Source organism: Paenibacillus paeoniae (genome assembly GCF_003388735.1).
Lineage (GTDB): Bacteria > Bacillota > Bacilli > Paenibacillales > Paenibacillaceae > Pristimantibacillus > Pristimantibacillus paeoniae.
Map to the genome: position 1 here is coordinate 71,583 of NZ_QUBQ01000007.1, position 21,552 is coordinate 93,134.

The following is a 21,552-nucleotide window of genomic DNA, read 5'->3' on the forward strand; positions in this document are numbered from 1 at the left end:
TTAATTGACGGTTACTCGCAGGGTGACGCTTTTGCCATCGAAGGAAGCCCTAATGGTACTGGATCCTTTTGCAATGGCTGTTATCTTACCGTCCTTTACAGTTGCCACTCTCTCGTTGGAGGAAGTCCAGACTGCAGCATTGGTAGCATTAGCAGGGTTTCCAGTGAAATAGTTGGCTTTCAGTGTGACGTTGAACGTATTTCCAGGGCTCAGTGGAACTGCTTTTGACGAAAGCTCAAGGGACTTCAACTTCGGAGTGACCACGACGGTTACTTCGACTGGTTTCCCTTGATAGGAGCCTGTGATTTTGGCAGTGCCTACATCAATCGCCTTTACACTGCCAGAATTGCTGACGGTTGCGACCTTGACATTGCTGGAGGACCAATCTATTTTGGATGCGACAGAAATCGTCTTACCGCTCTTATAATATCCGGTTACTTTAATGGATTTCGAGCGTCCTGGATTAAGCTCGATCAGTTCAGGCTCTGCGACGAGTCTTACAATTTCTTCTTCAATTTTCACTCGGACAGAAACGTTTTTATTCAAGTATGTGCCCGTCAGAGTTACGGTCGAAGCCTCGAGGCCCTTCATATTTTTGGCGAGCAGCAATATATTGTCCGATTTTGAAGTCCACTCGATAGACTCGCTAATATTAACTTCTTCGCCATCTTCATAAATAACGTTAACGATCGGGAGTGAAGAGTTTCGGCCAAGCACGATGCTCAAATCTTTATTCTGAGCGATCAGCTTAATAGGCTTCAAATGAACAGTCAATTTTGTTTCAATTTTCATATTTTGTACGGTTGCCGTGAAGGTGGTCTCACCAAGCTTTTTGGCTGTCCATTTGTTGCCTTCAATCGAGGCAATTTCGTCATCGCTAATCGTCCATTTGACCAATTTGGAAACATCGACAGTGGAACCATCGAAAGTCGTGGCGGTTACACTTGGGAGTGCTGCGCTAATTTCTCTGAATCCATCGATCTTGTCTTTCTCAATTTGCAGTTTGATAATGCTTGGATGAATCGTAATGTCGATACTACGGCTCACCCCTTTATGGGATGCCGTAATTTTCGTTGTTCCTACAGCTTTAGGAATGACTCTTCCTTGAACGACAGTAGCAACGGTTACATCGGATGAGCTCCAGGATGCTACATCAGTAATGTCGTAGGAGTTATTATCATTGCTGAGCACTTCAGCTTTGACTTGCAGCGGACCACTTTGGAGCTGCATGTGGAATTCTTTCTCTGGTGAAAGTCGTATGGACTGGTAAGGCGTTCGTACGACTACATCGATTTTATTCGTAACACCGAGATGGCTGACTGTAATTGTGGTTTTTCCTGTTGCGACTGCAGTTATAACACCCTTCTCTACCGTCAGAACTTTCGTATTACCGCTAGTCCAAGTTGCTTCATCTGTGACATCGAATTTACCGCCAGTTTTCGGTTCTGCTACGGCACGAAGAATATGATCATCCATCCCCATCTCTAGCTCTAACAGGTCATGAGGGGGTTCTGGTAAAATTTCAATACCTTTATAAGGGGAAGTGATCGTCAATTTTACAGTGTCGCTTTTCCCTTTATACTTTGCAGTAATCGTTGCTGTGCCAGTACCTACCAGCTTAATTCTGCCATCATCAACTGTAGCTACAGATGAACTTGACGTTGTCCAAGTGGCTTCAGAAGTGATATTGGTAAATGTGCCTTGCTTCTTTCCATCCAGCGTAAAGACGATGGATTCCCCTAACTTAATGTCAGTTAAAGCAGAAGGCGCCTCTTGGTCATCTTGCATAATAATAATTTCATCATAGATAAAGTCAGACGACGCTTTGACCGACACTGTAAATCCACTATATGTTGCGCTGATGGTTGTCGTACCTTTTCCGACACCTGTCAATACGCCTTTGTCTACTTTTACGATAGAGCTATTAGAGCTTTTCCATGTTGCTGATGTTGTCACATCTCGTTTAGATGTTGAGCCCGATAAATTGGCTAATACGGATACATTGACTTTGTCATCCTCGACATACATCTCTAGCGATGATGTACCCGAGTTATAATCAGATGAACTATAATCCAACTCTATTCCGGTTACGGTTCCCTCATTAGCGCTGGCGACGCCTGCAAGACTGGACATGACGAGGACGAACACCATCATGGCTGCCAGTGATTTGCGTGCGTTCATAAGCGACTTGCCCCAACTTGAACTCAATTTCACTACATCCCTTTCCTTTCTTAGGTGGATTTTGTTCTTCTCTATATGTTTAACGGCATTTGAGGCCCAAAAGTGAACACAACAGGCTAGGTCATTGGTATGATATTCCTCAAATAACTTGTAAAGCTACCATGATGGGATGCTGTTTCGACGGTCCATTTAAACTATGTTAAAATGGTAATTTACGCAGGCGCTCAACATTTCTTGGCCGTGATGAAGCAGTGGGCGTCCGGAAAGGAGCTGCTATGAACTGTGATAACAATGGATTGGATCATGGATAAGGTAGAAGCTTGGCGATTACTGGATCTGGGCATCGCTGTAGGTCTGTTTTTGCTGTTTTTATTGTTCCGCAGACTTTTTGTCCGCTTTTTGTTCGCTTTCCTGATGAGGAGACTGGCGCGGCTGGAACTGGCTGCGCGTGTGCTGGAAGCGTTCGAGAAGCCGCTTCGCGGCTTATTTGTGCTTCTGGGTGCTTATTTGGCCATTCTCTACTACATTCCCGCTCATTGGGCCATTATGCTCGTCGTGCATAAGCTGTTCCGAAGCGGTATGATCCTCTTGATCGGCGCCGGGCTGTACAATCTGTCAGCGGTTTCTTCCTTGTTCATGGAAGGCGCACTCAAGCGGTTTGGCGGGGATGACTCCAGTATGCTGATTCCGTTCCTCTCCAAGGCTGTTCGTTTCGTCGTCATCGTGATTGCCATAACGGCTGTCGTATCGGAGTGGGGCTTTAATATCAATGGAGTAGTGGCGGGCATGGGGCTAGGCAGTCTTGCGCTGGCTCTTGCTGCTAAAGACACACTCGGCAACATTCTTGGCGGGGTTATTATTATACTGGAGAAGCCCTTCTCCAAAGGGGACTGGATCCTGACGCCGTCAACAGAGGGAGTTGTAGAGGACATTACGTTCCGCAGCTCCAAGATTCGCACGTTTGCCGATGCGCTGGTCACCGTCCCGAACTCTACGCTTGCCGATCAGCCCATTACGAACTGGAGCCGGATGGGTAGGCGGCGTATTACGTTTACGTTGAATGTGGCGCTGGATACGGAGGCAGATCGGTTGACCGCTTCTATTGACCGCATTGAACAATATTTGATGGATCACGAAGACGTTGACGATGGGACGATTATGGTCAAGTTCAATGAATTCAAGGAAAGCAGCCTTGGTATTATGCTGTATTACTTTACGAAGACGACCGCGTGGAAGGATCATCTTACCGTTCGTCAGGATACACAGCTGGCTATGCTCCAAATTCTTAAGGAAGAAGGGGTGAGGCTGGCTCTGCCTGTACAGCGTGTTCTGATAGATAGGGAGTCAGGCGCAGCGCGGAATGCAGGAGATGCTGGACTTGGCTGATAGGATGAACCTAGTTGCCTGATGTACAAAATCTTAAGGAAGTTCATAATCATTCCTCATATTATTTTAAGCATTTGTTATGCTTCACTTACAAGCCTCTTAACGTTTGACGGTTATCTTGGTAACAGGTAACCAGTTGAAGTTAGGAGGCTTTATTTTATGAAAATAAAATTGTTTGTTCTATATGGCGGTAAATCGGTGGAGCATGAGATTTCGCTTAGAACAGCTTTCACTGTTCTGGGATCAATTGACCGCGACAAGTTCGATGTCTATCCGATCTATATTACCCAGCAGGAGGGTGCTTGGTGTTGCTCCGGTATGCAAGAGCATGCGCGTACAACAATAGAAGAGTTGGTTATGGAGCCGGAATTTACGTCAGCAACCGAGTCGATGGGCTCAGTGCTGCTTCGGTATGTATCGGGCGAAGGCAAGAAGGTTGCACTGCCCCTGCTGCATGGATCGAATGGAGAGGATGGTACGGTGCAGGGCCTCATGGAGCTGCTCGATATACCTTATGTAGGGAACGGTGTATTGTCGGCTGCGCTTACGCTCGATAAGGTTGTATCCAAGCAATTGCTGAGCCAAGCGGGTATTCGTCAGACGGACCATATTAGCTTCCTTATGGAGCAGTGGAATGAAGAAGGCCATTCCTTACTGAATCGGATGGAGAAATCGTTAGGTTATCCGGTTTATGTCAAGCCGGCGACGCTAGGTTCCAGTATAGGCATTAGCCGATGTGAGGACAGGGCGGCGCTCATGCAGGGAATCGAGCACGCCCTCCGATTCGACCGGAAGATTGTAGTGGAGTGTGAGGTGGCGGGAAGAGAAATACAAGTTGCTGTTATGGGCAACGAGCGTCCGCTCGCTTCCTTGCCGGGAGAGTTCATTCATCGCCATCGCTTCTTCGACTTCGAATCGAAATATATGGACAAGGAACTGGTCATGTCGATCCCGGCGGAGTTGCCTTCATACACAATGGAGCGTATCCGAGAGTACGCTATTCAAGCCTATCGCGTGTTGTGCTGCTCCGGGCTGGCTAGAGTCGACTTCTTTCTGGATAGCGACGGCGAGATCTATTTGAATGAAATCAATGCGCTGCCTGGCTTCACAGGGACGAGCATGTATCCTGTTATGTGGGAGCGTACGAATGGAACGGCATATAGCGAGCTGATTGAAAAGCTGATCGATTACGCGTTCATGCGTCATGCGGACAGGCTGACCGTTCAATACGCAAGGTAACGGTATGTATAGAGACACAAGGGCGGAAGTAAGTCTGAGCGCGATTAGAGACAATGTAGCGGAGATTCGGGGATTATTGCCGGAGGGAGTCAAGTTGATGGCCGTCGTGAAAGCTGATGGCTATGGGCATGGCAGTGAAGAGTCGGCCCGTGCGGCTGCTGGGGCAGGCGCTGACTGCCTCGCTGTTGCCTATCTGGATGAGGCGTTAACGCTTCGGTCGAGGGGCGTCGAGCTTCCGATTTTTATTCTAGCCCCGATTCATCCGGCTGAGGTTATGTTAGCCATACGTCATCAGCTTACGCTGACCGTTACCCATGCGGAGTGGTTCCGGCAAGCGGAGATGTACTGGGACCCGAGTGGCAAGGAGAAGCTGCAAGTTCATGTGAAGGTGGATACAGGGCTTGGACGGATAGGACTTAGAACGAGAGAGGAATGGGACGAGCTTGTGCCGTGGTTGCAGCAGGACTGTATTGAAGTCGATGGCTTCTACACCCACTTTGCCACTGCAGCCAGAGAGGATACGGCCTTTCTTCTGACTCAATGCGCCAGATTTCTGGAGATGAAGGAATGGTCGCAAGCCTCCGGTATTAAGGTGGGTCATTATCATTGTGCTGGCAGCAACGCGGCACTGCGGTTTCCTGAGCTTGCCATGGATATGGTTCGTATCGGTGCTGCCTTGTATGGATTCTATCCGGAGAACCTTGTTCAAGGCGTGAATCTACGTCCCGCATTAAGTCTCTACAGCAGTCTGATCCAAGTGAAGCTGCTGCGCAAAGGCGAGTATATCGGGTATGACAATTCTTATGTTGCAGAAGAAGACGAGTGGATCGGTACGGTACCGATCGGTTATGGAGACGGGTGGTCCCAGAGCTTGCAAGGCACGGAGATGCTGGTAGAGGGGCGAAGGTCTCAGGTTGTGGGCAAAATCTGTATGGATCAACTCATGATCCGTTTGGATCGTTCATACATGCCCGGGACCGAGGTTGTTCTTATTGGCAGTCAGAGAGAGGCTACTATCGCCATATCGGAGCTCGCCAGGCATGCAGGTACCGTATCGCAGGAGATTTCGACGTCCCTGTCTGGACGGGTTGAGCGAATCTATAAGGAGTAGGATAACTATGGAGAGAGAAACCAAACCGAATATTTCGTATGCAGCATCGTACCCGTTGTCCACTACGATTCTGATGAACAGGGAGGATGTGCATAGGGGACATTTGCTGCTCGTGAATGCCTCACATCCCGTACAGATGTTGGAGGAGCAGGTCGATTTGTCTCTCGTAACCTCTGCCCAGCATGTTCATGTACTTGATTCCACCATTGAACTGGAGCCCGTCTGTCTCGCGCATTTGGTTGCTTTGATGGACGTTATCCACGCTTCAAACGATATTATCGTAGTGAGCGGTTACCGCTCGCAAGCAGAGCAGCGCTTGATCTATGAGGGCTCCCTGCGTGACAACGGGCCGGAATATACAGCCAGCTATGTGGCATTGCCGGGCCGGAGCGAGCATCAGACGGGACTGGCCGTGGACGTAGGCGAGCGCTTGGGGGAAGCGCTGGACTTCATTGCACCTTCGTTTCCAGACCGTGGAAAATGTCTGGATTTCAAAGGAATGGCTGCACACTATGGCTTCGTACAGCGTTATCAAGAGGGGAAACGGGCCTTTACGGGTATCGCATGCGAGCCATGGCACTACCGTTATGTCGGAACGCCGCACGCGCAGTGGATGGAGCAGTTGAACTACTGTCTTGAGGAGTATCTTGAATATCTCAAAAATTTCGAATTCAGCGGGAAGTGGCTCCTGCTTGATAATGGAGGGACAAGGAGCGCGGTCTATTACGTTCGGGCTGAAGTGGACGGGGCGACGAAGATTCCTTTGCCGGTCTGTAGAAACTATCAGATATCGGGCAATAATACGGATGGCTTTATTGTGACGTTGTATGGGGAGTTGACGTTGTGAGATAGAGTTGTTAATCGTATGCATCGTTATGTCGAATATGTCTTGACGATTATAGTAAGCAACGCCGCTTGAGCCCTTGGAATACGGGGATAATTCCAGGAGCCAAGCGGCTTTTTTGGCGTTGGCAAATATTGAGGTGCATGGAGCGTGACATAAAGCAGGTTTTTTTTCAGAGCCCAGATGCAACGCTTTCTTGACAGTGCTATAATATATGGGATTGTGACCATGCTATAAGCATGTCCGTCGAAATGGAAGTTGGGAGGAATTACGCTCCATGAGCAAACTGGTTATATGCGACCATCCTTTAATCCAGCATAAGTTGACGTTTATTCGTAACAAGGAAACGAATACAAAAGATTTCCGCGAGCTGGTGGATGAAGTTGCGACATTAATGGCTTACGAAATTACGCGGGATATCCCGCTGGACACGATTAAGGTGGAGACGCCGGTCTCCATTACCGATTCGAAGGTCGTATCGGGACGTATGCTTGGCCTTATTCCGATTCTGAGAGCGGGTCTAGGCATGGTGGATGGCATCTTGAAGCTCATACCGTCTGCAAAGGTCGGTCATATCGGACTTGCAAGGGACCATGAGACATTGCAACCCAAGGAATATTACATTAACTTGCCGACGGATGCGCCGAACCGGCTGCTGATCGTCATTGATCCGATGCTCGCTACGGGCGGATCTGCGATCGCTGCGATCTCTTCGCTTAAGAAGCGCAATTGCGACCAGATTAAGCTTATGTGCCTGATTGCTGCGCCGGAAGGCGTCAAGGCCGTACAGGAAGCGCATCCCGACGTTGAAATCTATATTGCTGCGCTGGACGAGCGTCTGAATGAGAAAGGGTACATCGTGCCTGGGCTTGGCGATGCGGGTGACCGCATGTATGGGACCAATTGAACAATTCAGCGAACTATGATGTAGGAGTGGAATCTTTTGTCTAAACTAAAGGTAATGACTATATTCGGTACGCGTCCCGAGGCGGTGAAAATGGCTCCGCTCGTTCTAGAGCTTCAGCGGCGTGAGGATGATATCCAATCCATCGTATGCGTGACAGCGCAGCATCGTCAGATTTTGGATCAAGTGCTTGATTTTTTTGAGATTAAGCCCAATTACGACTTGAACGTGATGAAGGATCGTCAGACGCTGACAGAGACGACTGTCCGGGTGCTGGAAGGGCTTGAGCCTGTGCTCGCGGAAGCGAAACCGGATATCGTGCTTGTACATGGCGATACGCAGACGACTTTTCTGGCGAGCTACGCCTCCTTTCTGAAGCAAATCAAAGTGGGTCATGTCGAAGCGGGACTTCGCACATGGAACAAGTTGTCGCCTTACCCGGAAGAGATGAACCGGCAGCTGGCAGGCGTCCTGTCGGACGTTCACTTCGCTCCAACGGAATGGTCGGCGAACAACCTGCGCAAAGAGAACAAGTCGGAAGAGACGATCTATGTGACAGGCAATACGGCTGCGGACGTGTTCCAGTATACGGTGGACGAATCGTTCGAGCATCCCGTTATCGAGTGGGCAGAAGGCAAGCGGATGATTCTGATGACCGCACACCGCAGAGAATCTCTGGGAGAGCCTCATCGCAATATTTTCCGAGCAGTCAAGCGCATCGCAGACGAGCATGAGGATGTAGTTATCGTCTATGCCGTACATCCCAATCCGGCGGTAAGAGAACCGGCTAATGAAATTTTGGGCGACCACCCGCGCATTCGTCTAATCGAGCCGCTTGATGTGTTCGAGTTCCATAACTTCTATCCTCATACGTATATGATTATGACTGACTCTGGCGGCTTACAGGAAGAAGCCCCTTCCTATGGAGTGCCAACGCTCGTGCTGCGCGATACGACAGAGCGTCCGGAAGGCATCGAAGCGGGAACGCTTGAGCTTGTCGGCACGAATGAAGAGGATGTATATGGTAGAGCGAAGGCGCTGCTCAATGACAAAGCACTATATTGTCGAATGAGCCAAGCGGCCAATCCGTACGGGGACGGCAAGGCCTCTGAGCGAATTGTTGATGCAATCCTTCATCATTTTGGAAGAAGCAAGCAACGCCCTGATTCGTTCACACAACGTTCATAGTTTGGCTCGATGATAAAGCCTGACGGCTGAATATACAGCATACAGTGGCACTGTACGGTTTCACGGTGGCAGAAACCTTGTAGAATAAGGGTTTTCAGCCTTTCGTTCACGAAAAGTTTGCTGTTATTTCAATTGACAAACCTTGCGTCGCTTCGATAAAATAAATGAGGATTGACAGGGGCTGGAGCAATATGAATGGGAAAAGCAATAGTGACAATCCATGGAAAGCTGCCGCGCTCGTCGGGGCACTTGGCGTGAATGTCGGGATTTGTGTTTTCTTGGGGTATTGGCTCGGCTCATGGGCTGGGGAGCGCTTCGGCGATCCGAAGGCCTGGACGGTCGGTGGACTGCTTGTTGGTCTGGCTGTCGGCATTCTCTCAGCCATTCTGATTGTCAGGAAGGTGTTGAAGGATTCCGATGGATAACATGATAAAGTCGGCAATGCGATGGTTATTGTATTTGCTGTCGGCTTGCTTAATTCTTTGGGCTGTATTTCCCGAGCTCAAGTCCGTCGCATTAGGGCTTGCGGCGGGATTTGCAGTCAGTGCTATGAATGCGTTTTTATTGAAGCGAAGAGTCGGGATGATAGCGGAGGCGGCCATACAGGAGGGCGCAAAGAAAAAGGGAATGGGTTTCGGCAATCGAATTGCGTCAGTGCTTCTACTGGCTATGATCGCTTACAAATACCCGGACATTCTTAATATGCCTGCTGCGTTAATCGGCAGCATGGTTATGCCCTTTCTTCTATTGGCAGCGGCTATTGTTCACACTCTTAAAGAAAACAGCAGCGGAAAGGGGTGATATTGTAATATGCATTTGTTCCCCATTGTGAACTTCATGGGTTTTGATTTTGACCTGGCTGCGATTTTTGCGATACTCGTCTCTTGCGTCATTACCTTTGTGGTAGCGCGCCTGGCTGTTCGCAACTTATCAGTGGACAACCCATCCAAAATGCAAAATTTCATGGAGTGGGTCACAGAGTTCATTCACTCTACGATTGCCAGTTCCATGCCTGTTCACAAAGTTAGACCGTACTTGGCGCTAGGTATGACATTAATTATGTTTATCTTCATATCCAACTTGCTCGGTCTGCCGTTTCTCGTTGTGACGGACGCGCATCATCCGATTGCTTGGCTGGGTATTACTCAGGAATATCTGGATAGCCATGGCGGATCTGCTCACATTGCTTGGTGGAAATCACCGACTGCGGATTTGGCTGTAACGTCAGGTCTTGCGCTTGTGGTGTTCGTATTGGTTCATTTCCTCGGACTGAAAACGAACAGAAAGCATTATCTCAAGCATTATTTACATCCGTACCCGGTTTTCCTGCCAGTTAATATTATCGAGACTTTTGCAAAGCCGCTTACGCTTTCTCTTCGTCTTTTCGCTAATATTTATGCAGGTGAGGTACTGATATCTACGATTTTGATGATGGGATTCGGCGGTATTCCATTTATGATCGCATGGCAAGGCTTTAGTATTTTCGTTGGTGCGATTCAAGCGTTCTTGTTCACGGTTCTTACGATGGTGTATATCTCGCAAGCTACGGTGCACGAAGAGCACGAAGAACACTAGCATTAAGTTTAGCAATAGGCTTTGGGTTGCAGAATTGCATTGGATTCGGTTATCCAAGGTTCCACATATTAGCAAGTAATGAACAAAGATTTAATCAAAACTAATTAATTTTGAGGAGGATTTTCACAATGGAAGTATTGGCAGCAGCAATTGCAGTTGGTTTGGGCGCAATCGGCGCAGGTATTGGTAACGGTATGATCGTAAGTAAAACGGTAGAGGGTATTGCTCGTCAACCAGAGCAAAAGTCCGCCCTTCAAACAACCATGTTTATCGGTGCTGGTATCGTCGAAGTAGTTCCAATCATCGGCGTTGTTATCGGTTTCCTGGCGCTCTTCAGATAATAAAAGAACTGCATCGGCGGGGAAGGCCTAGCCCTCTTCGCCTTTGTTTTGATTAAAAGTCATTACGCAACGTTTGAATAAGCGTCAAGGTTGAGAAGTTATCCAACACTTGAATTGTATTTTTTGATTAACATTTAACTGGTTAAGAAAGGAGTGCAGCTATGGATTTTACACCATCCAACACCATAATAACGATCGTAGCATTTGGGCTGTTGTACTTGGCTTTGAACAAATGGGCATTCGGCCCGTTGTTCGGAATTATGGAAAAACGCAGACAATTGATCCTCGACCAAATGAATACGGCAGAATCCAGCCGTAAGCAAGCGGAAGCATCAATGGCTGAACAGAAGGCGGAGCTTGAGCAAGCACGCAAGGAAGCTTACGCCATTCTTGAGCAAGCAAGAACGACTAGCACGAAGCAAGCGGATGAAATCGTTCAATCCGCGAAGAATGAGGCTAACCGTCTGAAGGACGATGCGCTGAAGGATATCGAGAGCGAGAAGAACAAAGCGATTTCCGCTCTTCGTTCAGAGGTTGGCGGTATCTCCGTGAAGATCGCTTCCAAGATTATTGAGAAGCAAGTGGACGAGAAGTCGCAAGAGCAACTTGTTGGTCAATACTTGAAAGAGGTTGGAAGCAAATGAGCCGGGACACGGTCGTAGCGAAGCGCTACGCAAAAGCGTTGTTCGAGCTTGCTTCCGCCGCTGGAACTGTTGCAGAGGTTGAAGCACAGCTTAAGCTGATTGCTGACACCTTGGAGCAGGATGCGGGAATTGAGAAATTTCTCTCCTTGCCGAGCGTTGCCCCAACTGCCAAGATCGACGTATTGAAAGCAGCGTTTGGCAACAACGTATCCAGCCTTGTTCTGGATACGCTGCAAGTTATCGTATCGCGTCGCCGTCAATCGATTATCGTCGAGATGTACGAAGCCTTTACGAAAATTGCAGGCGAGGTGCTTGGACAAGCACATGCGACGGTTTACACCGCTCACAAGCTGTCTGAAGAGGAGCTTTCGGGCGTTTCGGCGCAATTTGGAAGCATCACAGGCAAGAAGATTACTGCACAGCAAATTGTCGAACCAGCGCTGCTTGGCGGCATTCAAGTCCGCATCGGCGACCGTCTGTATGACGGAAGCTTGTCCGGCAAGCTGGCTCGTTTACAAAAAACGTTAAATTCTAAAGCACTGTAGATAGGGGTGAACGAATTGAGTATCAGACCTGATGAAATCAGTACGCTGATTAAACAGCAGATCGAACAATATAAATCCGAAATTCAAGTCGTGGATGTCGGCACGGTCATCAATGTCGGTGACGGTATCGCACGTGTACACGGCCTTGAGAACGCGATGCAAGGCGAGTTGCTCGAGTTCGCGAACGGTGTTGTCGGTATGGCGCTTAACCTTGAGGAAAGCAACGTGGGTGTTGTTATCTTGGGTCCTTACACGGACATTCGCGAAGGCGACCAAGTAAAACGCACAGGCCGCATCATGGAAGTTCCAGTAGGCGACGAGCTGCTGGGCCGCGTTGTTGACCCGCTCGGACAGCCGGTTGACGGCAAAGGTCCAGTGAACACGACGCAAACTCGCGCGATTGAATCCCCGGCTCCGGGCGTTATCGATCGTAAATCCGTTCACGAGCCTATGCAAACAGGTATCAAAGCGGTTGATGCTATGGTACCAATTGGCCGCGGCCAACGTGAGCTGATCATCGGTGACCGTCAAACGGGTAAAACAGCAATCGCCATTGACGCGATTATTAACCAAAAGGGCAGCGGCGTTAAGTGTATCTACGTTGCCATTGGCCAAAAACAATCCACTGTAGCGAACGTTGTGGAAACGCTTCGCCGCCACGGTGCGTTGGATTATACCATCGTCGTAACTGCAGGCGCATCTGATCCGGCTCCATTGCTGTATCTTGCACCGTATGCAGGTGTATCGATGGCTGAGTACTTCATGTACAAAGGCGAGCATGCCTTGATCGTATATGATGACTTGACGAAACAAGCTGCGGCTTACCGTGAGCTTTCCTTGCTTCTTCGCCGTCCGCCAGGTCGTGAGGCTTATCCGGGCGACGTATTCTACTTGCACTCCCGCTTGCTGGAGCGCGCTGCGAAGCTGAGCGACAAGCTCGGCGGCGGCTCGATCACAGCTTTGCCGTTCATCGAGACGCAAGCGTCCGACGTATCGGCGTATATCCCAACGAACGTGATCTCCATTACTGACGGTCAAATCTTCCTGGAGTCCGATTTGTTCTACTCCGGTCAACGCCCAGCGGTTAACGTTGGTATCTCCGTATCCCGCGTAGGCGGTTCCGCGCAGATCAAGGCGATGAAGAAGGTTGCCGGTACGCTCCGTCTGGACCTTGCGGCATACCGCGAGCTTCAAGCGTTCTCGCAGTTCGGTTCCGACCTCGACAAGTCGACGCTCGCACGCCTTAATCGTGGTGCGCGCACGATGGAAATCCTAAAGCAAGGCGTTAACCAGCCTATGCCGGTAGAGAAGCAAGTTATCTCTATCTACACTGCGGTTAAGGGGCATCTTGATGATGTTGCTCTTGAGAATATCTCCCGCTTCGAGGGGGAATTCCTGGCATTCATGGATTCCAACCATCCGGAGATCGGCGCTTCGATTCGCGATACAAAAGACCTCGTTGCAGACAATGAGAAAGCTCTTGTAGATGCGATCAACCAATTTAAGAAAAGCTTCGCTTAAACATATTTCCCTACGCCCGTCCAAACACGTCCGGGCGTAGGCCCTTACCAAGCCCCAAGGCATTCTGGGGGCATACGAAGGCGGGTGAAACCAAATGGCAAAAGGCATGCGCGATATTAAGCGCGAGATCAAGAGCAAACAAAGCATGAAGCAAATCACGAAAGCGATGGAGATGGTTGCTGCATCCAAGCTCAGAAGAGCGCAGGGAGCTGCTGTCGCTGCCCGTCCTTACGCGGATAAGCTGAAAGAAGTTGTTGCTAGCATTGCTGCAGGCACCAAGGATGTGAAGCATCCTATGCTGGAGACTCGTCCGATCAAAAAGACGGGTTACCTGGTCATCACGTCCGATCGGGGTCTGGCAGGCGGCTACAATGCAAACATCTTGCGTAAAGTAACGCTGACCATCCAAGAAAAACATAAGTCGACAGACGAGTATGTATTGTTCGTGATTGGCCGTAAAGGCCGTGACTACTTCCGTCGTCGGAATATGCCTATCGTTGAAGAAGTAATCGGTTTGACCGATGCTCCAACATTTGCAGACATCAAGACGGTTGCTACGGCAGCCGTGCAGAAGTTCGCGGAAGGCGCTTATGACGAGCTATATCTGTACTACAACCAATTCGTAAATGCGATCACTCAAATCCCGACGGAATCCCGTTTGCTGCCTCTGGATGAGATCAGTGAGGGTGCAACGGTTTCCAATTATGAATACGAACCATCACCGGAAGGCGTACTGGAAGTACTGCTGCCGAAGTATGCGGAGACGCTTATTTACAGCGCGGTACTGGACGGAAAAGCATCCGAATTTGGCGCTCGTATGACGGCAATGGGCAGCGCAACGAAAAACGCAACGAAGATGATCAACCAGCTGACACTCACGTACAACCGTGCCCGTCAGGCTGCGATTACCCAGGAAATTTCCGAGATCGTTGCGGGAGCTAACGCACAATCGTAAGTTCATATAAGAAGGAAGCAGGAGGGAAAGCAATGAAAAAAGGACGCGTTGTATCCGTCATGGGTCCGGTCGTCGACCTTGAGTTCGAACGCGGCAACCTGCCGGAAATTTTGAACGCTGTCAAAATCGTTCACAAAGCTGCTCAAGGCGGAGTGGACATTAACCTGACGCTGGAAGTAGCGGTTCACCTTGGTGACAACATGGTTCGTGCCGTTGCGATGAGCACGACAGACGGTCTTGTTCGCGGTATGGAAGTTGTAGACACAGGTGCAGCTATCACCATTCCGGTGGGTGCTCCAACGCTAGGCCGCGTGTTTAACGTACTTGGCGAACCAATCGATGAAGCTGGCGATGTTACGTCGGAAGTTAATCTTCCGATCCACCGTCAAGCACCTGCTTTCGACGAATTGTCCACACAATCGGAAATTCTCGAGACAGGCATCAAAGTTATTGACTTGCTTGCACCATACGCTAAAGGCGGTAAAATCGGCTTGTTCGGCGGCGCCGGTGTAGGTAAGACGGTAACGATCCAGGAGCTTATCAATAACATCGCTCAAGAGCACGGCGGTATCTCTGTATTCGCTGGCGTAGGCGAGCGTACTCGTGAAGGTAATGACTTGTACCACGAGATGAAAGAATCCGGCGTACTTCCGAAAACAGCGATGGTATTCGGTCAGATGAACGAACCGCCAGGCGCGCGTCAACGCGTAGCTTTGACGGGTCTGACTATGGCTGAGTACTTCCGTGATGAAGAAGGTAAAGACGTTCTTCTGTTCGTCGACAACATCTTCCGCTTCACGCAAGCGGGCTCCGAGGTTTCCGCCCTTCTGGGACGTATGCCATCGGCAGTAGGTTACCAGCCAACGCTGGCAACAGAGATGGGTCAGCTTCAAGAGCGTATCACATCCACGAAAAAAGGTTCTGTAACGTCCATTCAGGCGATCTACGTTCCTGCGGATGACTATACGGATCCAGCTCCTGCAACAACGTTCGCCCACTTGGACGCAACGACAAACCTGGAGCGTAAAATTTCCGAGATGGGTATCTTCCCAGCGGTTGATCCATTGGCATCCTCTTCCCGTATTCTTAACCCTGAGGTTCTGGGCGAAGAGCATTACAATGTTGCTCAAGGCGTGAAGAAAATTCTTGCTCGCTACAAAGAGCTTCAAGATATTATCGCGATCCTAGGTATGGACGAGTTGAGCGAAGAAGACAAAGTGACAGTTGGCCGCGCACGCAGAATCCAATTGTTCTTGTCCCAGCCGTTCCACGTTGCCGAGCCGTTTACGGGTACACCAGGCAAATACGTACAGGTTAAAGAATCCGTTCGTAGCTTCAAAGAAATTCTCGAGGGCAAATATGACCACCTGCCGGAAGAAGCATTCCGTTATGTAGGTGTTATTGAAGAAGCCGTAGAGAAAGCCAAAACGCTTTAATAGCGAAAGGCGGGAGGAATCCAGATGAGTACCTTTCTGGTAGAAATCGTAACGCCTGAGCGCAAGGTGTATCAGGAAACGGCGAACATGGTAAGCGTAACGGGTGTAGATGGCGAGCTAGGCATTATGCCTAACCACATCCCGCTCGTAACGCCGCTTCGTATCGCTCCTGTTACGATCAAACGTGATGGCAAAGTCGATATTATCGCTGTGAACGGCGGTTTTATCGAAGTCCGCAAGGACAAAATCGTTATTCTTGCTGAGAGCGCAGAGCTCGCGAAAGACATCAATATCGAACGTGCGGAGGCTGCGAAGCAGCGTGCACAACAGCGTCTGGCTGCCAAGCAGGACGAGGTTGACTTCCGCCGTGCCGAGATGGCTATGCAGCGCGCGATGAACCGCTTGAATGTGAGACAAAAGATCTAATCGATGCTAAGGAGCCTTTCGTGCGCATGCCGCGCGGAAGGCTTCTTTTTTGCTTTAACCATTATTATGCAAGAATCATTGCAAATAAAATGTGAGGGAAGGGACGATTTTCAGGGCTTCACAGCATACAATGGGATATGCTGCCCAAAAGATAGGGGATGTCTCGAACGCAACTCCGTCATAGACGATAGTGGAAGCATTTGTTATAATTGTGAGGAAAATTGACCATCAAGAGCGACTGTACAGACATCCTGCATACCATCCTTTTACGGAGGCGATTGTGTGGATAACTATGTCAATCACTATGTCGTCGTCGCGATTTTTCTCGTACTGGGCATTTTGCTCCCGGTCGTGGCTTTGACAGTCGGACGGCTGCTGAGGCCGCATAAACCGACCGATCCGAAACGAAGTACATACGAGAGCGGCAACGAGCCAGTAGGCGAAGGTCAGGTCAGATTCAACATCCGGTACTATATGTTTGCCCTTATGTTTGTCATTTTTGATGTGGAAACCGTTTTCTTATACCCGTGGGCCGTTGCGTACAATAAGCTCGGTCTTTTTGTGCTGGTCGAAATGGTCATTTTTGCGGGAATGCTGCTCATTGGACTTCTATACGCATGGAAGAAGAGGGTGCTGAGATGGAATTGAACCTGGAGTCGATTACACTCGAAGAGCGCAGGGAGCTGGAACGCAACGTATTTATGGGAACGCTGGAGCAGCTAAAAGGATGGGCAAGGAGCAATTCGCTTTGGCCTCTAACGTTTGGCCTGGCATGTTGTGCTATTGAGATGATGGGTACGGGTGCTTCCCACTATGACTTAGACCGGTTCGGCGTCATGTTCCGCACATCCCCCAGACAGTCCGATGTGATGATCGTATCGGGTACGGTGACGAAGAAGATGGGGCCGCTGCTCCGCCGCCTATACGATCAAATGCCGGAGCCGAAGTGGGTAATTGCGATGGGGTCGTGCGCCACTGCTGGCGGGCCATACGTCAAATCGTACGCCGTCATAAAGGGCGTCGATCAGATTGTGCCGGTCGATGTTTATATTCCCGGTTGTCCACCTAATCCCGCAGCGCTTATCTACGGGATCAACAAGCTGCAGGAGAAAATTCGTTATGAGGCTAAGACCGGGAAGCAGGTGACGAGTCGTTGAGTGACGAGGAGAAAGAGAATTTAAAGGCAAATGAGCTGACAGAGCAGCAGGAAGCAATGGAGCCGAAGCAAGCTCCTCCACCAATCGACGCGGAGCGTGAGGCGAAGCTGAAGGCTGCAGCAGAAGCGCGAGCAGCTAGGGCGGCAGCCAAAGCGAAAGCTGAAGCGGAAGCGGCTCAGGCGGAGCTGGACACTCCTAAGGAGCCATCACCGAGGCAAAACGATCTGGAGCGTTATGTCCGGCTAATTGAGGACACAGTTGGTCAAGGCACGGTCAAAGAGTCTGGTCTGAATGAGTTGAATGCTGACATGCCGATGCTCGTCATTGCGTCCGAACAATGGCCAGAGGTCAGCCTGTTGCTCCGGGATCATGGAGAGCTCAGATTCAGCTATCTTCGCAATGTATCCGGCATCGATTATGAGACGTATCTGGAGATAGTCTATTTCCTGCTGTCGCTCGACAATAAGCAAGATGTCGCAATCAAGCTGAGAACGGACCGGGAGGCACCATCCGTTCCTTCTGCAACGCCGACGTGGTCTACCGCCAATTGGAATGAACGGGAAATCTATGATTTGCTCGGTATTTCATTTACCGGCCATCCCGATCTAAGACGTATTATGATGCCTGATGATTGGGTCGGCCACCCCTTGCGCAAAGATTATGAACCGCTTGATTCGGAGGTGTAGAGGACCGGTGATTCGAACGGAAGAACTGCTGCTCAATGTCGGACCCCAGCATCCCAGCACGCATGGCGTGTTTCGGATCGTAGTCAAGCTTGATGGAGAAGTCATCACGGAAGCAACACCTGTCATGGGCTACTTGCACAGAGGAACGGAGAAGCTGGCCGAAAGCCTTAACTTCACGCAAATTATTCCTTATACCGATCGGATGGATTACGTGTCCGCCATGACCAATAATTACGTTCTGGTTCATGCCGTCGAGACGATGATGGGGCTGGAAGTGCCGCTGCGCGCGGAATTTCTGCGATTAATCGTGATGGAGCTGCAGCGTGTAGCCAGTCATCTGGTATGGTGGGGAACTTATCTGCTGGACATTGGCGCGATGAGCCCGTTCCTGTATGCTTTCCGCGACCGGGAGATCATCATCAATCTGTTCAACGAGCTGTGCGGCGCAAGGCTGACCTACAATTATATGCGGGTCGGGGGTGTGAAGTGGGATGCTCCTCCAGGTTGGATGGATAAAGTAAAGGATTTTATTCCGTATATGGAGAAGAAGCTGGAGGAGTATGACAAGCTGGTATCCGGCAATGAAATCTTCCTGGCGCGCATAAAAGGAGTCGGTCAATATGATGCTGCAACCGCAATTGACCATGGCTTGTCTGGGGCCAACCTGAGATGTACAGGCGTGAGATGGGATTTGCGCAGGGATGAACCATACAGTCTTTACTCTCGCTTCGAATTTGATGTGCCAATCGGTCATAACGGAGACTGCTATGACCGCTATCTCGTACGTCTGGAGGAGATCAGACAGAGCCTGCGCATCTTGAAGCAGGCGGTCGAGCAATTCCCGAGCGACGGAGAGACGATGGGCAAGGTGCCGCGTGTCATTCGTCCGCCTGTGGGAGAGACCTACGTGAGGATCGAATCGCCTCGGGGAGAAATCGGATGTCATATCGTCTCCAAGGGCAAGGCTGAGCCGTATCGCCTCAAATTCAGAAGGCCATCGTTCGTCAATCTGCAAATTTTGCCCAAGCTTCTCGTAGGCGAAACCATGACCAATTTGATTACGATATTAGGCGGAATCGATATCGTGGTAGGGGAGGTTGATTGCTGATGGGCGCGTGGCTGAATGAGCCGCTGACGTGGGGCAGTGCATTGATTTTATTCCTATGGTCAACGGTGTTTCTGCTGATTGTATTAGGTTTTGTGACGTATGCCATTTATTACGAACGAAAGGTGATCGGCTGGATGCAGCTTCGCATCGGCCCTAATCGGGTCGGACCGTTCGGACTGCTTCAGACGGTAGCCGACATCTTCAAGCTTCTGATCAAAGAAGACACCATACCTCGGAGGGCGGATCGGCTGCTTTTCATCATCGCACCTGCTCTCGCTTTCATTCCTTCATTCACCGTGCTTGCCGTTATTCCTTACACCGAGAAGCTGTATTTCGCCGACTTGAACGTTGGCTTGCTCTATTACGTGGCGCTGTCCGGCATTACGACGTTAGCGATGGTGCTAGGCGGATGGGCCTCCAATAACAAATATGCTTTGCTTGGCGGCATGCGCTCCGCAGCGCAAATGATCAGCTACGAGGTGCCGCTCGTCATATCCATCGTAGGCGTCATCCTCTTAAGTGGAAGTTTGAACCTGCGCGATATCGTAGCAGCCCAGGGAGGAGGCTGGTTCTGGAGCTGGAATTTGTTCCCTCAGATTATTGGGTTTATCGTCTTCTACATTGCGGCGGTATCCGAGCTGAACCGGACGCCCTTCGATTTGCCGGAGGCAGAGTCGGAGCTGGTAGCTGGGTATCATGTGGAATACAGCGGCTTCCGCTTCGCATTCTTTATGCTTGCGGAGTATGTATACGTCTATGCTATTGCGGCGCTGACAACCGTTCTATTCCTTGGCGGCTGGCATGCTCCTGCGCCATTTCTCGATTTTGTGCCGGGCATTATTTGGTTTCTGCTCAAGTTTGCTTTTATTGTCTTCTCGCTATTCTGGATACGGGCGACCTTCCCGCGCGTTCGTGTCGACCAGCTCATGAGTCTTGGCTGGAAGGTGCTTCTTCCAGTAGCGCTGCTTAACGTATTTCTCACCGCACTCTATCTGGAGCTGTTCGTGAAATAAGGGTTTGAAAGGGGAGAGAAGCATGAATGGATTGCTGCAAGGACTTGGCGTCACGCTGAAGGCTCTGACGGCTCCAAAGGTGACAACATCCTATCCGGATGAACCCTTCTTAATGCCGGATCGCTTCCGGGGCATCCAGAACTTTATACCCGATCTATGTATCGTATGCAATCAATGCGCCCGTATCTGTCCGACTGATTGCATTACACTTACAGGCAAGCCAAATCCCGATCCTGAGAAAAAAGGCAAGGTTATCGATACCTTCGATATTAACTTTGAGATTTGCATTCTATGCGATCTCTGCACCGAGGTATGTCCGACGGAAGCGATTGTGATGACGAACCACTTCGAACTGGCTGTGTATAGCCGGGATGAGCTGTATAAGGATGCGGAGTGGCTGACGGATAACAATACATTAGTCAGGAAGGACAACAATAATATCGGGGCTCCGGCAAAAGGGGGCGCCAAATAATTGTTTAACGTCAACATAACGGGAGAGTATGTCGTGTTTTTTATATTCGCGACTATCATTATTGGCGGAGCGGTACTGATGATCAGCCTGGAGAAGGTGGTTCATATGGTCATCTCTATGGCAGCCGCCTTTCTGGGCCTTGCGGGCATGTATGTGTTGTTGGACGCGGAATTCGTCGCCTTCGTTCAAGTGCTGATCTACGCGGGCGCAGTCTCCATCCTCATGATCTTCGGCATTATGATGACGAAGCATAACGGCGAGGCGGCTGAGCCGGTGAAGCCGTTGCATGAGACTCTTGCTGTTATTGGTGCGCTTTGTCTGTTCGGACTGCTCTTTTATGCGATCCGTGCATCAGACTTTCAGAGTACAGCTGCTTTTCATCCTGGCGAGGATAATACGTTGGCCATTGGCGAGCTGTTATTTACGGGTTATATCGTACCGTTTGAACTGTTGTCCATCTTGCTTACCGTCGCATTCATAGGCGCTATTGCCTTGGCGAAGAAGGAGGCGGAGTAGATGCTGTCTTCCTATCTCACACTTGCCGCTATATTGTTCTGCATAGGTTTGTACGGCACGCTTGCCAAGCGCAATGCGATTATCGTCTTGCTCTCACTGGAGTTAATGCTGAATGCTGTCAATTTGAACCTGATCGCTTTCTCCAAGTACGGAGCAATCCCTTCCCTGACGGGACAACTCTTTTCGATCTTCACGATAACGGTGGCGGCGGCTGAAGCTGCGATTGCGGTTGCGATTCTGATTGCGTTATTCCGGGCACGCGGCACTGTTCTGGTCGATGCGTTCAATCGGATGAGGAGGTAGA

Annotated in this window: 25 protein-coding genes; 24 read left to right on the forward strand and 1 reads right to left on the reverse strand. The window is 49.9% G+C overall.

The genetic code is table 11. The features are described from left to right. Positions 1–2,208, reverse strand: coding sequence for an Ig-like domain-containing protein (locus tag DX130_RS23640; RefSeq protein ID WP_133297968.1), 2,208 nt, complete (start codon positions 2,206–2,208; stop codon positions 1–3). A gap of 264 nt (positions 2,209–2,472) precedes the next feature. Between DX130_RS23640 and DX130_RS23645 the strand changes: the two genes are divergently transcribed. From DX130_RS23645 to nuoK, 24 genes are all read left to right on the forward strand, one after another. Beyond that, positions 2,473–3,567, forward strand: a complete 1,095-nt coding sequence (locus DX130_RS23645; RefSeq protein ID WP_116049779.1) for a mechanosensitive ion channel family protein — start codon at positions 2,473–2,475, stop codon at positions 3,565–3,567. A 159-nt stretch (positions 3,568–3,726) separates the two neighbouring features. Next, the gene (locus DX130_RS23650; protein WP_116049590.1) at positions 3,727–4,806 is read left to right on the forward strand and encodes a D-alanine--D-alanine ligase family protein; all 1,080 of its coding nucleotides are present in this window, start codon (positions 3,727–3,729) and stop codon (positions 4,804–4,806) included. A gap of 4 nt (positions 4,807–4,810) precedes the next feature. Further along, a complete protein-coding gene (alr, locus tag DX130_RS23655; protein WP_116049591.1) occupies positions 4,811–5,917 on the forward strand; it encodes an alanine racemase in 1,107 nt (368 codons plus the stop codon). A 7-nt stretch (positions 5,918–5,924) separates the two neighbouring features. Beyond that, on the forward strand, positions 5,925–6,764 hold the full coding sequence (locus tag DX130_RS23660) for a D-alanyl-D-alanine carboxypeptidase family protein (RefSeq protein ID WP_116049593.1): 840 nt from the start codon (positions 5,925–5,927) through the stop codon (positions 6,762–6,764). Positions 6,765–7,038: 274 nt separating this feature from the next. Further along, positions 7,039–7,668: a uracil phosphoribosyltransferase gene (gene upp / locus DX130_RS23665; protein WP_116049595.1), complete on the forward strand. Its 630-nt coding sequence runs from the start codon at positions 7,039–7,041 to the stop codon at positions 7,666–7,668. 36 nt (positions 7,669–7,704) lie between these two features. After that, complete coding sequence (gene wecB / locus DX130_RS23670) at positions 7,705–8,853, forward strand: non-hydrolyzing UDP-N-acetylglucosamine 2-epimerase (RefSeq protein WP_116049597.1); 1,149 nt, start codon at positions 7,705–7,707, stop codon at positions 8,851–8,853. A 191-nt stretch (positions 8,854–9,044) separates the two neighbouring features. Continuing rightward, positions 9,045–9,278 carry an AtpZ/AtpI family protein gene (locus tag DX130_RS23675; RefSeq protein WP_116049598.1) on the forward strand — a complete coding sequence of 78 codons (234 nt, stop codon included), beginning with the start codon at positions 9,045–9,047 and terminating at the stop codon, positions 9,276–9,278. Beyond that, positions 9,271–9,654 carry an ATP synthase subunit I gene (locus DX130_RS23680; RefSeq protein WP_116049600.1) on the forward strand — a complete coding sequence of 128 codons (384 nt, stop codon included), beginning with the start codon at positions 9,271–9,273 and terminating at the stop codon, positions 9,652–9,654. Before DX130_RS23675 ends, DX130_RS23680 begins: the two co-directional genes overlap by 8 nt. A 9-nt stretch (positions 9,655–9,663) precedes the next feature. Further along, positions 9,664–10,428, forward strand: a complete 765-nt coding sequence (gene atpB / locus DX130_RS23685) for a F0F1 ATP synthase subunit A (protein WP_116049602.1) — start codon at positions 9,664–9,666, stop codon at positions 10,426–10,428. Between the two features lie 128 nt (positions 10,429–10,556). Beyond that, on the forward strand, positions 10,557–10,769 hold the full coding sequence (gene atpE / locus DX130_RS23690) for a F0F1 ATP synthase subunit C (RefSeq protein WP_116049604.1): 213 nt from the start codon (positions 10,557–10,559) through the stop codon (positions 10,767–10,769). Between the two features lie 161 nt (positions 10,770–10,930). Further along, positions 10,931–11,413, forward strand: a complete 483-nt coding sequence (atpF, locus tag DX130_RS23695; RefSeq protein ID WP_116049606.1) for a F0F1 ATP synthase subunit B — start codon at positions 10,931–10,933, stop codon at positions 11,411–11,413. Further along, the gene (locus tag DX130_RS23700) at positions 11,410–11,958 is read left to right on the forward strand and encodes a F0F1 ATP synthase subunit delta (RefSeq protein WP_116049608.1); all 549 of its coding nucleotides are present in this window, start codon (positions 11,410–11,412) and stop codon (positions 11,956–11,958) included. The genes atpF and DX130_RS23700 overlap by 4 nt, the downstream gene beginning before the upstream one ends. Positions 11,959–11,973: 15 nt before the next feature. Then, entirely contained in the window at positions 11,974–13,479 is a 1,506-nt protein-coding gene (atpA, locus tag DX130_RS23705; protein WP_116049609.1) for a F0F1 ATP synthase subunit alpha, read from the forward strand. Between the two features lie 94 nt (positions 13,480–13,573). Beyond that, a complete protein-coding gene (atpG, locus tag DX130_RS23710) occupies positions 13,574–14,434 on the forward strand; it encodes an ATP synthase F1 subunit gamma (protein ID WP_116049611.1) in 861 nt (286 codons plus the stop codon). Positions 14,435–14,466: 32 nt separating this feature from the next. After that, positions 14,467–15,870 carry a F0F1 ATP synthase subunit beta gene (atpD, locus tag DX130_RS23715; RefSeq protein ID WP_116049613.1) on the forward strand — a complete coding sequence of 468 codons (1,404 nt, stop codon included), beginning with the start codon at positions 14,467–14,469 and terminating at the stop codon, positions 15,868–15,870. A gap of 24 nt (positions 15,871–15,894) precedes the next feature. Continuing rightward, positions 15,895–16,296 (forward strand): F0F1 ATP synthase subunit epsilon, encoded by a 402-nt coding sequence (locus DX130_RS23720; protein WP_116049614.1) that lies wholly within the window; start codon positions 15,895–15,897, stop codon positions 16,294–16,296. A gap of 282 nt (positions 16,297–16,578) precedes the next feature. Continuing rightward, positions 16,579–16,944 (forward strand): NADH-quinone oxidoreductase subunit A, encoded by a 366-nt coding sequence (locus DX130_RS23725; protein WP_116049616.1) that lies wholly within the window; start codon positions 16,579–16,581, stop codon positions 16,942–16,944. Next, on the forward strand, positions 16,935–17,453 hold the full coding sequence (locus DX130_RS23730; protein ID WP_116049618.1) for a NuoB/complex I 20 kDa subunit family protein: 519 nt from the start codon (positions 16,935–16,937) through the stop codon (positions 17,451–17,453). The genes DX130_RS23725 and DX130_RS23730 overlap by 10 nt, the downstream gene beginning before the upstream one ends. After that, a complete protein-coding gene (locus tag DX130_RS23735) occupies positions 17,450–18,139 on the forward strand; it encodes an NADH-quinone oxidoreductase subunit C (RefSeq protein WP_240644677.1) in 690 nt (229 codons plus the stop codon). The genes DX130_RS23730 and DX130_RS23735 overlap by 4 nt, the downstream gene beginning before the upstream one ends. Positions 18,140–18,146: 7 nt before the next feature. Next, the gene (locus DX130_RS23740; RefSeq protein WP_116049620.1) at positions 18,147–19,247 is read left to right on the forward strand and encodes an NADH-quinone oxidoreductase subunit D; all 1,101 of its coding nucleotides are present in this window, start codon (positions 18,147–18,149) and stop codon (positions 19,245–19,247) included. Beyond that, complete coding sequence (nuoH, locus tag DX130_RS23745) at positions 19,247–20,260, forward strand: NADH-quinone oxidoreductase subunit NuoH (RefSeq protein WP_116049621.1); 1,014 nt, start codon at positions 19,247–19,249, stop codon at positions 20,258–20,260. The genes DX130_RS23740 and nuoH overlap by 1 nt, the downstream gene beginning before the upstream one ends. A 22-nt stretch (positions 20,261–20,282) precedes the next feature. Next, entirely contained in the window at positions 20,283–20,732 is a 450-nt protein-coding gene (gene nuoI, locus DX130_RS23750) for an NADH-quinone oxidoreductase subunit NuoI (RefSeq protein ID WP_116049623.1), read from the forward strand. After that, positions 20,733–21,248, forward strand: coding sequence for an NADH-quinone oxidoreductase subunit J (locus tag DX130_RS23755; RefSeq protein WP_116049625.1), 516 nt, complete (start codon positions 20,733–20,735; stop codon positions 21,246–21,248). It abuts the gene before it with no gap. Then, on the forward strand, positions 21,249–21,551 hold the full coding sequence (nuoK, locus tag DX130_RS23760) for an NADH-quinone oxidoreductase subunit NuoK (RefSeq protein WP_116049627.1): 303 nt from the start codon (positions 21,249–21,251) through the stop codon (positions 21,549–21,551). It abuts the gene before it with no gap. The last annotated feature ends 1 nt before the right edge of the window (position 21,552 follow it).

What these genes read in the sequence shown, in the direction of transcription:
- alr (WP_116049591.1), top strand. Translation starts at nt 4,811, where the DNA reads ATGTATAGAGACACAAGGGCGGAAGTAAGTCTGAGCGCGATTAGAGAC.
- atpD (WP_116049613.1), top strand. Translation starts at nt 14,467, where the DNA reads ATGAAAAAAGGACGCGTTGTATCCGTCATGGGTCCGGTCGTCGACCTT.
- atpE (WP_116049604.1), top strand. Translation starts at nt 10,557, where the DNA reads ATGGAAGTATTGGCAGCAGCAATTGCAGTTGGTTTGGGCGCAATCGGC.
- DX130_RS23675 (WP_116049598.1), top strand. Translation starts at nt 9,045, where the DNA reads ATGAATGGGAAAAGCAATAGTGACAATCCATGGAAAGCTGCCGCGCTC.
- atpG (WP_116049611.1), top strand. Translation starts at nt 13,574, where the DNA reads ATGGCAAAAGGCATGCGCGATATTAAGCGCGAGATCAAGAGCAAACAA.
- nuoK (WP_116049627.1), top strand. Translation starts at nt 21,249, where the DNA reads ATGCTGTCTTCCTATCTCACACTTGCCGCTATATTGTTCTGCATAGGT.
- DX130_RS23645 (WP_116049779.1), top strand. Translation starts at nt 2,473, where the DNA reads ATGGATTGGATCATGGATAAGGTAGAAGCTTGGCGATTACTGGATCTG.
- DX130_RS23730 (WP_116049618.1), top strand. Translation starts at nt 16,935, where the DNA reads ATGGAATTGAACCTGGAGTCGATTACACTCGAAGAGCGCAGGGAGCTG.
- DX130_RS23650 (WP_116049590.1), top strand. Translation starts at nt 3,727, where the DNA reads ATGAAAATAAAATTGTTTGTTCTATATGGCGGTAAATCGGTGGAGCAT.
- DX130_RS23700 (WP_116049608.1), top strand. Translation starts at nt 11,410, where the DNA reads ATGAGCCGGGACACGGTCGTAGCGAAGCGCTACGCAAAAGCGTTGTTC.
- atpB (WP_116049602.1), top strand. Translation starts at nt 9,664, where the DNA reads ATGCATTTGTTCCCCATTGTGAACTTCATGGGTTTTGATTTTGACCTG.
- nuoH (WP_116049621.1), top strand. Translation starts at nt 19,247, where the DNA reads ATGGGCGCGTGGCTGAATGAGCCGCTGACGTGGGGCAGTGCATTGATT.
- nuoI (WP_116049623.1), top strand. Translation starts at nt 20,283, where the DNA reads ATGAATGGATTGCTGCAAGGACTTGGCGTCACGCTGAAGGCTCTGACG.
- DX130_RS23660 (WP_116049593.1), top strand. Translation starts at nt 5,925, where the DNA reads ATGGAGAGAGAAACCAAACCGAATATTTCGTATGCAGCATCGTACCCG.
- atpF (WP_116049606.1), top strand. Translation starts at nt 10,931, where the DNA reads ATGGATTTTACACCATCCAACACCATAATAACGATCGTAGCATTTGGG.
- upp (WP_116049595.1), top strand. Translation starts at nt 7,039, where the DNA reads ATGAGCAAACTGGTTATATGCGACCATCCTTTAATCCAGCATAAGTTG.
- DX130_RS23680 (WP_116049600.1), top strand. Translation starts at nt 9,271, where the DNA reads ATGGATAACATGATAAAGTCGGCAATGCGATGGTTATTGTATTTGCTG.
- DX130_RS23720 (WP_116049614.1), top strand. Translation starts at nt 15,895, where the DNA reads ATGAGTACCTTTCTGGTAGAAATCGTAACGCCTGAGCGCAAGGTGTAT.